This is a genomic window from Methylobacterium sp. 4-46 (genome assembly GCF_000019365.1).
Classification (GTDB): domain Bacteria; phylum Pseudomonadota; class Alphaproteobacteria; order Rhizobiales; family Beijerinckiaceae; genus Methylobacterium.
The window spans coordinates 1,165,144-1,178,783 of sequence record NC_010511.1; the positions used below are offsets into that span (position 1 = coordinate 1,165,144).

Genomic DNA, 13,640 nt, shown 5'->3' on the forward strand with positions numbered 1-13,640 from the left:
TCCGGTCGGGGGCACGCGGACGGTCCGAGCCGCGCCCCCTCCCCGCATCGCCGACGGTCCGGGCGAACCCGCCGGCTGCGTCGGCGAACGCGGCGACGGCCCGCAGATCTCCGCGTCGCCCATGATTTTTCCCGCCGACGCGATTACCATCGCGGGCGACACCGCTCCGGGACCGGAGAAGCTCCATGGTCAAGCCCTCGGTTGCGAAGGAACTGCCCTCTCGCGAGGCTGGGCAGTCCCACGATGCGCAAGAGCATCAGAAGTCTGAGATGAACGACGCCGAGCTCGAGCATGTCTCTGCCGGTGCGTACGAATTCTACGTTCAAACTGAAGGTGTAAAGCAGGGCAAGGCGAAAGAGGGCGTAAAGTAGGAATTCATCATCGCGAGGATCGCGTCCGCTGGACGGCCAAGATCGTTCGTCGGTATTCTTGCTTTTCCAAGGGAGTGGTGCCGCCGCGCCGTGTCGTCCGTCGGCGGGAGCCGGATGGGGGCGTGCCGCTCCTCCCGGGCCACCGCGAGGTCGTGAGCGGCCCGATCATCCGCTCGGCCTGCGGGCCGTGCGCATCGTGCCGGGCCTCCGCCGGTTCCGCCCTGCCCGGGCGCAAGGCTGATCCCCGGCGAAGGGCCGCCGCCGAGCCGCGCGAGGGTGGCCACGGTCGGCGAGGTCTGCGAGAGACGCGTCGGACCTCGTGAAGGAGTCGATCTGTGAGCGGAAGCGAACGAGCCCCGGCCGAGGACCGCGAGGCGCCCTCGCCCGACGCGGTGGCGCGCGCGGTGCTGGCCGCCCTGGACGAGCGGCGGCAGATCGCGCCCCTCGGCGCGGAGGGCCCCGGCCTGCGGCTCGACGAGGCGTACCGGGTGACCGCGTCCGTGCGCCGGATCCGCGAGGCGCGCGGCGAGCGCGCGGTCGGGCGCAAGATCGGCTTCACCAACACCACGATCTGGGACGAGTACGGCGTCCGCGCGCCGATCTGGGGCTACGTCTACGACACGACCCTGCACCGCCCGGAGGGGCTGGCGGGTACCTTCTCCCTGGCGCGGACCGTCGAGCCGCGCATCGAGCCCGAGATCGTCCTCGGCCTCGCGCGCGCGCCGGAGCCGGACATGGACGAGGCGGCCCTCCTCGGCTGCCTGGATTTCGTCGCGCACGGTTTCGAGGTCGTGCAGTCGCTGTTTCCCGGCTGGCGCTTCACCGCCGCCGACACGGTCGCGGCCTTCGGCCTGCACGGCGCCCTGCTGATGGGGCCGCCGGCCGCGGTCACCCCGGCGAACGCCGCCGCGTGGGGCGCGTCCCTCGCGGGCTTCCGGATCACGCTCCTGCGCGACGGCGCCGAGGCGGATCGGGGCCGGGCCGAGAACGTGCTCGGCGGCGGACCCCTGGCGGCCCTGCGCCACCTCGTCCGGGTGCTGGCCGAGGATCCGGAGAGCCCGCCCCTCGCCGCCGGCGAGGTGGTCACCACCGGCACCCTGACGCGGGCGCTGCCGGTCGCCCCGGGCGAGACCTGGAGCACCCGGCTCGACGGCCTGCCGCTGGCGGGCGTCACGGTCGCCTTCGCGTGAGCGATCCGGCCGGAGACGCGATGCGGTGGCGCCCGATGCGGGCCGACGACCTCCCGGCCGTGCACCGGATCGGGAACGAGGTCTATCCGCCCCCGCTCCACGAGAGCCTGGAGGCGGTGCGCTCCCGCCTCGCCTTCGGGGCGGACTTCTCCTTCGTCCTCGCCGCCGGGGCGCAGGTGCGGGGCTACCTCGCCGGCCATCCCTGGGACGAGTCGATCCCGCCGCTGAACCGGGTGCTGGCGCCCCCGGCGCGGGGCAGCCGGGCCTTCCTGCACGACCTCGCCCTGCTTCCCGCCGCGCGGGGGAGCGGCGCGGCGCGGGAGGGGGTCGCCCGCTTCCTCGCCCGCGCCCGGCGCCACAGCGGCCGCGCCGCGCTCGTCGCGGTGAATGCGAGCCTGCCCTTCTGGACGCGCCGGGGTTTTCGCGCGGCCGAGGCGGGCGCGGATCTCGCCGCCTATGGCGGGGACGCCGTCCTCATGACCTGGCAGGCTCATCACCTGCCAGATCACGACGTGGCAGGCTCACGACCTGCCAGGTGATGACCTGCCAGGTGATGACTTGGCAGGTGATGACTTGGCAGGTGATGACTTGGCAGCTCATGCCTTGGCAGGCGCCGGAGCGCTTGGCCGCGGATCCTCCGCGCTCCGTCCGACGGTGAGCGATCACCGGCTCGAAGCCGGCGCAAGATCTGATAAGGTGCCGATCCAGCATCGAGCTTCCTCGGGCGTTCCGGGATGGCGACGTCACGGCCTTGCAATCAGGGTCCGCGCTCCGGACCATCCTCCGGCCCGCCGCGATCCCCCGACGGCGCCGCTTGCCTGCCGCGGCGCGCGCTGCTCGGCGGCCTCGGGGCCGCGGCGTTCCTGCCGCGCCCGGCCCGCGCCCAGTCCTCTCCGATGCCGGTGGTCGGCTATCTCGGGCCCGAATCGCCCGGCCCCTATGCCAGCCGCCTCGCGGCGTTCCGCGAGGGCCTCGCCCGGGCGGGCTACGGCGAGGGCCGAAACCTCGCGATCGAGTTCCGCTGGGCCGAGGGCCAGTACGATCGGCTCTCCGCCCTCGCGCGGGACCTGGTCCAGCGCCGGATCGCCGTCCTGGCGGCACCGGGCGGCGCACCGATCGCGCTCGCGGCCAAGGAGGCGACCGCGACCGTCCCGATCGTCTTCGAGATGGGAGGCGATCCCGTGGCGCTCGGCGTCGTGGACGACCTCGCGCAGCCGCGCGGGAACATCACGGGCGTCTCCAGCCTGAGCGTCGAATTGTCCCGCAAGCGACTGGAATTCATGCACGAATGCCTGCCGCAGGCCGGTTCCTTCCCGGTGATCGTCAACCCGACCAGCCCCACCGTCCGCTCCCAGCTGGCCTCCCTGCACGACGCGGCGCAGCGCTTCGGCGTGCAGCTGCAGGTCTACGACGCCGATCGCGAGCGGGATTTTCCCGACCTGTTCGCGACCCTGTCCGCCCGGAAGGCGAGCGGCGTGGTCTTCACCTCGGATCCCTACTTCGCGAACCGCAGCCAGCCCCTCGCCGACCTGGCGTTGCGCCACGGCCTGCCGGCCATCACCCAGTCGCGGGACTTCGCGCTGGCGGGCGGCCTCATGAGCTACGGCGGCGACTTCATGCAGTCGCACCGTCAGGCGGGCTTCTATGTCGGGCGGATCCTCCGGGGCGAGCGGCCCGCCGACCTCCCCGTCCAGCTGGTCACCAAGGTCGAGCTGTTCGTCAATCTGAGGGCGGCCCACCGCCTCGGCGTGACCGTTCCGACGGCGCTGCTCAGCGGCGCCGACACGGTGATCGAGTGATCCGGGATCCGGTCGATCGAAGCGGATCCCGTCTCATCCGCTGTCCGCACGATCACGTCCGGTTTGGCATGAGCCGGGACGGGCCCCGGGGCCCGGGGCTCACGGCGGCGGCACCGGCCCCTCGTGCGGCGGGCGCGCCGTGACTTGGCGCAGGAGGCGCCCGAGCTGCTCGGCCGAGTAGGGCTTGTGCAGCAGCTTGAACCCGTGCTGGCCGTCCTGGGCGAGCACGTGGCTGTAGCCGGAGGCCAGCAGCACCGGGAGGTGCGGCAGCCGCTGCCGCAACTGCTGGGCGAGGGCGAGGCCGCCCATGCCCGGCATCACCACGTCCGAGAACACCACGTCGAAGCCCGACCCGTCCGGCCCGAGCCTGTCGAGCGCCTCCTCGGCATTCACCGCCCAGGTCGTCTCGTAGCCGAGATCCTCCAGGATCTGGGTCGCGAAGCTGCCGACCTCGACGTTGTCCTCCACCACGAGCACGCGCTGGCCCGTGCCGACCGGCGAGGCCGCCGCGGCGGCACCCGCGTCCCGCGCGCCGGGGGCCTGCGCGGCGACCTCGGGCAGGTAGAGCGTGAAGGTCGTGCCCCGGCCGAGCACGCTCGCCACGTCGACGTCGCCGCCCGACTGCTTGGCGAAGCCGAAGACCTGGGAGAGGCCGAGCCCCGTCCCCTTGCCGACCTCCTTCGTGGTGAAGAACGGCTCGAAGATGCGCTCCTGCACCTCCGGGGCGATGCCCGTCCCGGTGTCGGAGAGCGAGACGGCCGCGAAGGGCTGGGTGCTCCCGGCATGGCCGCGGATCGGCGGGAGCCTGCCCGCGCAGGTCAGCCGCAGGGTGAGCGTGCCCTCGCCCTCCATCGCGTCGCGGGCGTTGACGGCCATGTTCACGAGCGCGGTCTCGAATTGGCTGAGGTCCGCCCGCACGAAGCAGGGCGTCTCGGGGATCTCGGTCACGACGCGGATGCGCGCGCCGGTGACCGTCTCGAGCAGGTCCGCCACCGCCCGCAGCCGCTCGCCGAGGGAGAAGACCTGCGGGTCCAGCGTCTGCCGGCGCGCGAAGGCGAGGAGCTGGCTCGTCAGCTTGGCGGCGCGGTCGACCGTGTCGGAGACCGCGTCGAGGTAGCGGGCCTTGCGCGCCTCGGGCAGGTCCGGCCGGCGCAGGAAATCAACCGAGGAGCGGATGATGGTGAGCAGGTTGTTGAAGTCGTGCGCCACGCCCCCGGTGAGCTGCCCGACCGCCTCCATCTTCTGCGACTGGCGCAGCGCCTCCTCGGCCTTGAGCAGCTCCGCCGTGCGCTCGGCGACGCGGCTCTCCAGGGTCTCGTTCAGCTCGCGCAGGCTGGCCTCCGCGAGCTTGCGGTCGTGGATGTCGGTCGAGGTGCCGAACCACGTCGTCACGCGCCCGCTCGCGTCCCGCAGGGGCTCGGCCCGGGCCACGTACCAGCGGTAGGCCCCGTCGTGCCGGCGGTAGCGCAGCTCGACCTCGTAGGAGACGCCGCCGGCCCGCGCCTCGGCCCAGATCGCGGCGGTCTGCGCCTGATCGTCCGGGTGGACGGCCGCGATCCAGCCGTCGGGCAGCACCTCCTCGGGAGTCTGGCCCGTATACTCGCACCAGCGGCTGTTCATGAAGTGCAGCCGCCCGTCCGGGGCGGCGAACCAGACGAAGGCCGGCACGACGTCCGTCAGCGTCCGCAGCCGCGCCTCGGCCTCCCGGCGCTCGTCGATGTCGACGACCGAGCCGAAATAGCCGAGAAAGGTCCCGTCCGGGTCGAGGCGCGGCGAGGCCGAGTCGAGCGCCCAGCGGTAGCTGCCGTCATGGCGCCGCAGCCGGTACTCGACCCGGATCGGCTCCCGCCGCGCGTTGGCGGCCAGGAAGGCCTGCTCGGACCGGCCGCGGTCGTCCGGATGGACCGCGTCGAGCCAGCCGAGGCCGAGCCCCTCCTCCGGCGTCTGCCCGGTGAACTCGAACCAGCGGCGGTTCAGGTAGATGCAGGTGCCGGAGGCCTCGGTGATCCAGGTCATCACCGGCGCGTCGTCCGCCATGGTGCGGAAGCGCGCCTCGCTCTCGCGCAGGCGCGCCTCCGCCTCGTGGCGGAAGGTGACGTCGCTCGCGGTCCCGAACCACTCGATCACCTCGCCCGCCCCGTCGAGGAGCGGCACCGCGCGCGACAGCGTCCAGCCGATGCCGCCGTCGGCGCGCCGCACCCGGTGCTCCAGCGCGAACAGGCCGCGGCGCCGGATCGCATCCGCGATCGCCGCCTCGACCTCGGGCCGATCCTCCGGCTCCAGGTACAGGTCGCGCCAGCGCGGGCTCGGCTCCGCCATGTCGGCGAGGAAGCCGCCGCCGTCGAGCCGGCGCATCTCCTCCCAGTCCGGACTCATCCGGTAGACGGCGTCCGCGGTCGCGTCGACCAGGGCGCGCAGGCGCCCCTCGCTCATGCGCAGGTTGGCCTCGGCGCCGACGCGCTCGATATGGGCCCAGCAGCGCTCGGTCACCTCGCGGATGAGCGCGAGCTCGGCCTGCGACCAGCGGTGCGGGGCGGCGTGGTGGATGGCCATCAGCGCGGTGAGCCGCCCGCGCTTGACCAGCGGCATGCAGATGGTCGCGGCGATGCCGATGTCCTGGAAGGTCTTCGCCTCGCGCGGCGCGATCTCGGCGAGGGTGTCGTTGATGATGAGCGGCCGGCCCGCATTGAGTTCCCGGACCGCGAGCGCGCCGAAATCCGCGAGGCGGTAATGCCCCAGGATGGAGGGCGAGCCCGGGGCGTGCCAGTTGCCGCGGATGGTGAAGCCGTCGCCGTCCGGGTCCATGTCCGCGTAGGCGCAGTTGGACAGGCCCAGATGCTCGCCGACGAGCCGCGTGGTGACGGTCAGCACCGCGTCGGCGTCGCGGGCCTCCGCGGTCGCCTGGGCGAGGCGGTCGAGGAAGCGGAAGCGGCTCTCGCTCCCGGCCACCCGGCGCTCGCCGAGCACGCGCGCGGTGATGTCCAGCACGGTGGCGAGCACGCCGAGGGGCGCGCCGTCCTCGCCGAGGAGCGGGGTGTAGTCCAGGTCCATCCAGACCGTCTCGGGCCGGCCGCTCCGCCGCAATTCGAATTCCCGGGCCCGGAAGCTGAGGGCGCGGCCGGCGCGCCCGCTCTCGATCACGCGGGCGTTGAAGGCGCGGGCCTCCGGCCAGACCTCCAGCAGCCGGCCACCCAGCGCCTGCGGGTGGCGCGGTCCGCAGACCTCAGCGTAGCCCTGGTTGTAGACGAGGATGCCCTCGGGACCCCAGATCGCCACCATCGGGACCGGCGAGAGCAGCAGCGTCCTCCGCCCCACGGTTGCTTGAGACACCCCGTTAGCGGACGGTCTCCGCGACAGGGGTGAGGACGATGACCACATACACGAGGGCGGGTGCCGATGCGGTCGGTCCCGGCCGGGGCGGGAGGATGTCCCGGCAGCGCAAGCGGGATGCCGTACTGCGACTGCTGCGCGGTGAGGACCTGGAGACTATCTCGCGCAGCCTGGGCGTGACCGCCGCGACCCTGTCGGGCTGGCGCGACGCCTTCCTGGCAGCGGGTGAGGCGAGCCTGTCCACCCGGCCCACCGATGCGGAAGCGCTGGAGAGCGGGCGGCTGAAGGCCAGGCTCGGCGAGATGTTGCTGGAGCGCGAGTTGCTGGAGGCCAAGATCACGGCTCTGGAGGCGCGCGGCCCCGGCCCTTTGGCCCGCAGGAGGTCGCGGCCATGAGCCAGGTCCTCTCCCCCGTCAGTGGCAAAGCTTACGGGCTGGCCCGCGTCTGCCGGATCTGGGGCCTGTCGCGCGCCACCGTCCACCGGCATCTCTCACCCGCGCGGCCGGAGCCGGCGCGGCGTCCCGGCCCGGTTGGGCCGATGCCGGATGCGGCGCTGCTCGACGAGATCCGCGCCACCCTCACCGGCAGCCCCTTTCACGGCGAGGGTCACCGCAAGGTCTGGGCGCGCCTGCGCCACAAGGGCGTGCGCACCTCCAAGCGCCGCGTGCTGCGCCTGATGCGCGACCATGATCTGCTCGCCCCCTCGCGCGTCGGCGCGCCGCGCGGCCCACGCACGCACGACGGCACCATCATCCCGGAGGCAGTGGACACGATGTGGGGCACCGACCTGACCACCACCTGGACCGGCGAGGGCCAAGTCGCGGTGTTCGTGGCCGTCGACCACTGCTCGGCCGAGTGCGTGGGCGTTCATGCGGCGCGGCGGGCCACGCGCTTCGAGGCGCTGGAGCCGATCCGCCAGGGTGTGCGGCAGCGCTTCGGCAGCTTCGCGGCCAAGAGTGCTTCCGGCCTGAGTGTCCGGCACGACCATGGCAGCCAGTACATGTCCGACGCCTTCCAGGCGGAACTGGCGTTCCTGGGCATCGCGAGTTCGCCCGCCTTCGTGCGGGCGCCGGAGGGCAACGGCTGCGCCGAGCGTTTCATCCGCACGCTCAAGGAGAACCTGCTGTGGGTGGACAGTTTCGACACGGTCGAAGACCTCCGCCGCGCCCTGCTGGCGTTCCGCGAGATCTACAACGAGACGTGGCTGATCGAGCGGCACGGGTTCCGCCCACCGGCAGCCATTCGTGCCGCACAGCTTTCACCCGCGGCTCTGGCCGCGTAGGCTGGAAATCGGTGTCTCACAAACTGCGGGCGGTACAAGCGTCTGGACGACGGTGCGCACCGGCATGGGCCACTCGGCCATGGCGCCGAGCGGCGTGGCGGCCCAGTCGTGCCGCCGGACGAGGTCCCCGAGAGGGCCGCCCCCGACCGGGGACCACGCGGACGCTGAACCTGCCTGTGTCATCAACTCATGGGTGAAAGCCGCTGTCCCGGGCGCTTGTCGGGGCGCGGGCGGTTCCCGTCAACGGCCGCCCGGGAGGGCCCAGGGTCGCGGCGCCCAGGGTCGCGGCGCCCAGGGTCGCGGCACCCCGGCCCCGAGCGCCGACCCGGCGACCGATCCGGCGGCGAGGCCGATGGGCTCAGCGGCGCCTGCTCCCCATCGCCCAGGCGGCGGAGGCCACCGCGAGGCCCAGGCCGGCCGCGGCCGTGGCGAGCGGGTGCAGGCTGGCCCTCGTGTACGCGCTGGTCCGCTGCACGTATCCGGGCTGGTCGCCGCGGACCCGGCCGGCCTCCCGCGGGCGGAACAGGGCGCCCTCCGGGTGGCGCGGCGGCGACCCCCGCTTCTGGAGCGCGATGATGGCGGGCGCGAGTTGGTCGTAGAGCCCCGGCGCGAATTCCTTGCCCATCACGAAGAGCTTGCCGGCGCCGCCGACGAAGATGTCGCGCGGCGCATGGACGGCCGCGTGCAGGATCGCGTGGGCCACCTCCTCGGGCCTGTAGACCGGGGGCGGCAGCATCGGCTCCCTGTCCATGGTGTTGCGCGCCCGTTGCGGCAGCGGCGTGTCGATGGAGGCGGGCTTGATCAGCGTGACCGACACCGGCGCGCCCTCCGCGATCAGCTCCATGCGCAGCGTGTCGGTGAAGCCCTTCACCGCGTGCTTGGAGGCCGCGTAGAGGCCCTGGAACGGGAAGGCGAGGTCGGAGGCGATGCTGGCGACGTTGATCAGCGCGCCGCCGCCCCGGCGCAGGTGCGCCACCGCCGCCATCGACCCGTGCACGGTGCCCCAGAAATTCGTCCGGACCAGGCGCTCGTGATCCTCCAGGGGAATGTCCCGCAACGCGCCGTAGGTGGTCAGGCCGGCGACGTTGACCCAGGTGTCGAAGCCGCCGAACGTCGCGACCGCCCTGTCGGCGAGGGCCTCCACGTCCTCCTGGCGCCCGACGTCGCAGGCGACCGCGAGGGCCCGCCCGCCCGCTCCGCCGAGTTCGGCCGCGAGCTCCTCCAGCACGTCCCCGCTCCTCGCGGCGAGCACCACCCGGGCGCCCCGCCGCGCGGCCATGCGCGCCGTGGCGAGGCCGATGCCGCTCGACGCACCCGTGATCACGATGACTTGGTCGCGCACCCGCTTGTGTCTCATGCTCGCTCCTCCCTCAGCCCCGGCTCCCCTGCCGCCCGCGGCCCCTTGCCGCCCGCGGTTGCCCGCCGCGCGGTTCGCGCGCCGGGCGACCGCGGGCCGGGCCGCCGGAAGCCGGACATTCCAGTAATCAAGGACTCAGGCGGTCCTCGTCGGATCGTGGCCCCAGTTCATCAGCGAGAGGCGCCAGGGCGAATCCTTCACGGCGGCCGCGTCCTTGGGGCCGCCCTGCGCCAAGTGCCGGTGCACGTAGCCGACGACTTTGCGCATGTGCTGATAGTCGTCGTCGGACAGATCGGACTTCTTGGTGCGCAGGATCTCGACGATGCGTCGACCCTCCCGGTGCCCGGTCGCCTCGGAGGCGCCGTCCCTCCTCTGGCCGACCGACCGGCTCGCCTCGCCCGCGAGGTGCTTCTCCAGGGTGGACGCCGTCATGTTCACGGCCTTCCTGAACTCCCGGACGATCTCCTCGCGGTCCTGGTCCGTCTCGTGCCCCATCATACCTCTCCCGCTCGCGAGGCCGCCCGCGGCGCGCTCCGGCCCGCGCAGGTGCTCTTCCCAAGCTCGCATCCTCAAGGCCCGCGCGATGCGGCGGATCCGCGTCGATCCCGCCGAGGCCGGCGCCCGCCGGGGGCCGCCGCCTCGTCCCGCTCGTCTCGAACCGGGCGGCCAACGTCGGCCGGAATGCGTCGTTCCGGGGCTTGGTCTGCGGCGATTGCGCCGCGCCAAGCCGGGGCGCGGCCCCCGCTCCCGGGGCCACCGCCCGGCCGCGACCTCCTGCCCGCGCTCCCGGCTCGGCCCGGAGCGACAGTTTTGATCAACACCGGCCGCGTACCGGAACCCGGGATCACGCGTTGTGGCGATTGCGCGCGCAGTCGAGCCCCGCGGCATGACTGCGCTGATCGGGAGGACGTTCCGCAGACATGGGGAGCACGAGTGTCATCATCGGCATTCACGGCCTGGCGAACAAGCCGCCGGTCGACGAGAAGACGCGGTGGTGGCGGGCGGCCATCGCCGAGGGACTGATCCGCAACGAGGGACTGAGCGACCCGCACTTCGCGTTCGAGTTCGTCTACTGGGCCGACCTTCGCTACGATGCGCCGCTGCGGGAGGAGTCCAACCGGGAACCCTACCGCCGCCACGGCGGGGCCGGGCCGCTGCCGGGGGAGGACGAGGCGCCCGCGCTCACCGAAAAGGTGGTGCTGGCGCCCCTCTATGCGGGGATCGACCGCCTGGAGGAGACGACCGGCGTCACCCTGGTGGACGATGCCATCCTGGAATACCGGTTCGACGACCTCTGGTACTACCATGCCGAGCGGGACTTCGCCCGCGACGTGCGCGCGCGACTGGCCGCGCGGCTCCGGGCCTGCCGGCACCGGCGCATCCTGCTGGTCGCCCACTCGATGGGGTCGGTCATCGCCTACGACGTGCTCCGCCTGTTGGAGCGCGAGGATCCCTCCCTGCGGGTCGAGCACCTCGTCACGGTCGGCTCGCCCCTGGGCCTGGCCAAGGTGAAGCTCAAGATCGAGGCCGAGCACGGCGCCGCGCGCGTGCCCGCCAACGTGGCGCGCTGGACCAACCTGGCCGACGGCCACGACGTCGTCGCCATCATGGGCACGCTGGACGAGGCGTTCGCGCCGAGCGACGCGGGGCTGCGGGTGGTCGACCGGCGGGTCGTGAACACCTACAGCCGTCCCGACGGCGGGCGGAACCACCACAAGTCCTACGGCTACCTGCGCACGCCCGAATTGTCCCGCATCGCCCGCGCGTACGCGACCTCCTCCGGCGGCGCCTGATCCTGGCGCCGGGCCGGCCGGGGCTCGCGCGCGGCGGGCGCCCCGGACGCGCGGGGACATGGACGCGCGGGGACATGGCCGGGCGGGACATGGCCGGGCGGGGACGCCATCTTCGCCTCGACATCCGCCCCCGGAGGTCCGAGACGATGGCTAACCGCGTTGGCGTGCTCGCCGCGCCGGCGCGGGTCGTGATCGCGCCGCCAATCTTGCAGGAGTGCCCAGGTGACCCAAGCCGAGGTGAAAACGCTGGTCCGCGTGCTGGCCGCCGAGAGCGGCTCCGGGTACCGGCTCGTGATCGAGACCGCCGACGGCAGCGTCGTGGAGCTGCGCGCGACCCGCGATCAGGTGGAGAGCCTTGCCCGGCAGCTCGCGCGCCTGACCGAGGACGAGGAGCAGGCCGGCGGCTGACGGGCCGCGCGGGCGCGACGCGACGGATGCGGCGCGCGGCGCGTTAGCGGACACCCGGCGGCCACCCCGCCGGCCGCGCCCGCCGCCCGGAGTCCCGCATGCCCGCTGCCGTCACGCCGCCCTCCCTCCCGCCGGCCCGCGTCCCCCCGCCCTCCACGCCCGGCCCGTCCGGGCTCGCGACCCTGGCCGTCGCCGTGGTCGTGGTCGCCGCGCTCTACCTCGCGCGCGAGGTCTTCATCCCCCTGGTCCTCGCCATCCTGCTGAGCTTCGTGCTCGCGCCGGTGGTGAATCTGCTGCGCCGCCTGCGCCTCGGGCGCGTGCCCTCGGTGATCGCGGCGGTGCTCCTCGCCCTCGGGGTCATCCTGGCCATCGGCGGCGTCATCGGCCTGCAGGTCGCCGACCTCGCCAAGAACATCCCCGCCTACCAGAGCACGGTCCAGCGCAAGGTCTCGACCCTGCAGGAGGGCGTGCTCGGCCGCGCCAACGACCTCATCCGCCGCTTCAACCGGCAGGTCAGCGAGGTCTCCAGCCAGGCGGCCGCGCCCGACGCCGCCGGCGCCGCGGCGGGCGCGCAGGCGCCCCGGGCCGTGCTGGTGAAGGTGCAGGAGCCGGACACCTCACCCCTGGTCCTGGCCGAGAAGGTCCTGGGCCCGGTCGTCTCGCCGCTCACCATGGTCGGCATCGTCCTGGTGGTCGTGATCTTCATCCTGATGCAGCGCGAGGACCTGCGCGACCGCCTGATCCGCCTGTTCGGGGCGAGCGACCTGCACCGCACGACCATGGCCATGGACGACGCGGCGGGCCGGCTCGGCACCTTCTTCCTGGCCCAGCTCGGCATGAACGCCGCCTTCGGGGTCATCGTGGGCGTCGGCCTCTGGTTCATCGGGGTGCCGAGCCCGATCCTGTGGGGCGTGTTCTCGGCCCTGATGCGCTTCGTGCCCTATATCGGCGCGCTCATCTCGGGCGTGTTCCCGGTGGCGCTCGCGGCCGCCGTCGATCCCGGCTGGTCGATGGCGCTCTGGACCGCCGCCCTCTTCCTGGTGGCCGAGCCGGTGTTCGGGCAGGTTGTCGAGCCGCTGCTCTACGGCCACTCGACGGGCCTGTCGCCCTTCTCGGTGATCGTCTCGACCCTGTTCTGGGGCTTCCTCTGGGGGCCGATCGGCCTGATCCTGGCCACGCCCTTCACGGTCTGCCTCGTGGTGCTCGGCCGCCACGTGGAGCGGCTCGAATTCCTCGACGTGCTGCTCGGCGACCGGCCGCCGCTGACGCCGGTCGAGAATTTCTACCAGCGCATGCTCGCGGGCGATCCCGACGAGGCGCAGGAGCAGGCGGAACTGCTGCTGAAGGAGCGCTCGCTGTCCTCCTACTACGACGAGGTGGCCCTCAAGGCGCTGCAGCTCGCCGCCAACGACTACCAGCGCGGGGTTCTCGGGCCCGCTCAGCTCGACGCGATCCGGCAGCTGACGCAGGCGCTGGTGATGGAATTCGCCAAGCGCCCGGACGAGGTGCCGCAGGAGGCGCCGGAGGCGCCGGCCGGGCAGCCGGGCGCCGAGGCCTCGCTGGCCGAGAAGGAGCACCCGAAGAACGAGGCCGTGCCGGGCCGCGCGCCGCCGCCCGAGGCGCGGCCGCAGAGGTGGCGCGGCGAGGCCCCCGTCCTCTGCATCGCGGGCCGCGGCCCGCTCGACGAGGCGGCCTCGTCCATGCTCGCCCAGCTGCTCGGCAAGCACGGGCTCGGCGCCCGCGTCGTCCCGCACGAGGCGGTCAGCCGCGAGAAGGTGCGCAACCTCGACGTGAGCGGGGTGGCGATGGTGTGCATCTCCTACCTCGACATCAGCGGGAACCCGGCCCATCTGCGCTACCTGCTGCAGCGGCTGCGGGAGAAGGTGCCGGGCCAGCCGATCCTGGTCGGCCTCTGGCCCGCCGAGGACGCGATCCTGACCGACGCTGCGCTGCGCCGGCAGGTCGGGGCGGATTACTACGTCGTCTCGCTGCGCGAGGCGGTCGAGGCGTGCCTGGAGGCCCTGCGGCAGGCCTGATCCGGGCTCCGCATCGAGCGAGCGGGTCCCGAATCCGGGACCCGCCCGTCCGGACCTCCGGACCGCGCGCGCCT

At 73.3% G+C, this 13,640-nt stretch carries 11 protein-coding genes; 8 read left to right on the forward strand and 3 right to left on the reverse strand.

The genetic code is table 11. The annotated features are described in order from the left end of the window. The first annotated feature begins 185 nt into the window (after positions 1-185). The 4 genes from M446_RS04990 (at position 186) to M446_RS05005 (ending at position 3,360) form a co-directional block, all read left to right on the forward strand. Complete coding sequence (locus M446_RS04990) at positions 186-371, forward strand: hypothetical protein (RefSeq protein WP_018262430.1); 186 nt, start codon at positions 186-188, stop codon at positions 369-371. Between the two features lie 335 nt (positions 372-706). Further along, on the forward strand, positions 707-1,561 hold the full coding sequence (locus M446_RS04995) for a 2-keto-4-pentenoate hydratase (RefSeq protein ID WP_012330998.1): 855 nt from the start codon (positions 707-709) through the stop codon (positions 1,559-1,561). Positions 1,562-1,581: 20 nt separating this feature from the next. After that, entirely contained in the window at positions 1,582-2,100 is a 519-nt protein-coding gene (locus tag M446_RS05000; protein ID WP_012330999.1) for a GNAT family N-acetyltransferase, read from the forward strand. A gap of 363 nt (positions 2,101-2,463) precedes the next feature. Then, the gene (locus tag M446_RS05005) at positions 2,464-3,360 is read left to right on the forward strand and encodes an ABC transporter substrate binding protein (RefSeq protein WP_018262426.1); all 897 of its coding nucleotides are present in this window, start codon (positions 2,464-2,466) and stop codon (positions 3,358-3,360) included. Between the two features lie 99 nt (positions 3,361-3,459). Here M446_RS05005 and M446_RS05010 read toward each other — a convergent pair whose 3' ends face one another. Continuing rightward, positions 3,460-6,639, reverse strand: coding sequence for a PAS domain S-box protein (locus M446_RS05010; protein WP_012331001.1), 3,180 nt, complete (start codon positions 6,637-6,639; stop codon positions 3,460-3,462). 89 nt (positions 6,640-6,728) lie between these two features. Between M446_RS05010 and M446_RS05020 the strand changes: the two genes are divergently transcribed. Then, positions 6,729-7,972, forward strand: a protein-coding gene (locus M446_RS05020; RefSeq protein ID WP_076612169.1) for an IS3-like element ISMtsp5 family transposase whose coding sequence is annotated in 2 segments (ribosomal slippage) — positions 6,729-7,053 and positions 7,053-7,972 — 1,245 coding nt in all. Because the reading frame shifts where the segments join, the coding sequence is not laid out codon by codon here. A gap of 358 nt (positions 7,973-8,330) precedes the next feature. Here the strand turns inward: M446_RS05020 and M446_RS05025 are convergent. Next, on the reverse strand, positions 8,331-9,329 hold the full coding sequence (locus M446_RS05025; protein WP_012331004.1) for an SDR family oxidoreductase: 999 nt from the start codon (positions 9,327-9,329) through the stop codon (positions 8,331-8,333). A gap of 135 nt (positions 9,330-9,464) precedes the next feature. Beyond that, positions 9,465-9,824 (reverse strand): DUF3140 domain-containing protein, encoded by a 360-nt coding sequence (locus M446_RS05030; protein ID WP_012331005.1) that lies wholly within the window; start codon positions 9,822-9,824, stop codon positions 9,465-9,467. Positions 9,825-10,249: 425 nt separating this feature from the next. Between M446_RS05030 and M446_RS05035 the strand changes: the two genes are divergently transcribed. The 3 genes from M446_RS05035 to M446_RS05045 all read left to right on the forward strand — a co-directional run bounded on the left by M446_RS05035 (position 10,250) and on the right by M446_RS05045 (position 13,566). Beyond that, positions 10,250-11,122 carry a hypothetical protein gene (locus M446_RS05035; protein ID WP_012331006.1) on the forward strand — a complete coding sequence of 291 codons (873 nt, stop codon included), beginning with the start codon at positions 10,250-10,252 and terminating at the stop codon, positions 11,120-11,122. Between the two features lie 222 nt (positions 11,123-11,344). Continuing rightward, complete coding sequence (locus M446_RS05040; RefSeq protein WP_012331007.1) at positions 11,345-11,530, forward strand: hypothetical protein; 186 nt, start codon at positions 11,345-11,347, stop codon at positions 11,528-11,530. Between the two features lie 98 nt (positions 11,531-11,628). Beyond that, positions 11,629-13,566: an AI-2E family transporter gene (locus M446_RS05045; RefSeq protein WP_012331008.1), complete on the forward strand. Its 1,938-nt coding sequence runs from the start codon at positions 11,629-11,631 to the stop codon at positions 13,564-13,566. The last annotated feature ends 74 nt before the right edge of the window (positions 13,567-13,640 follow it).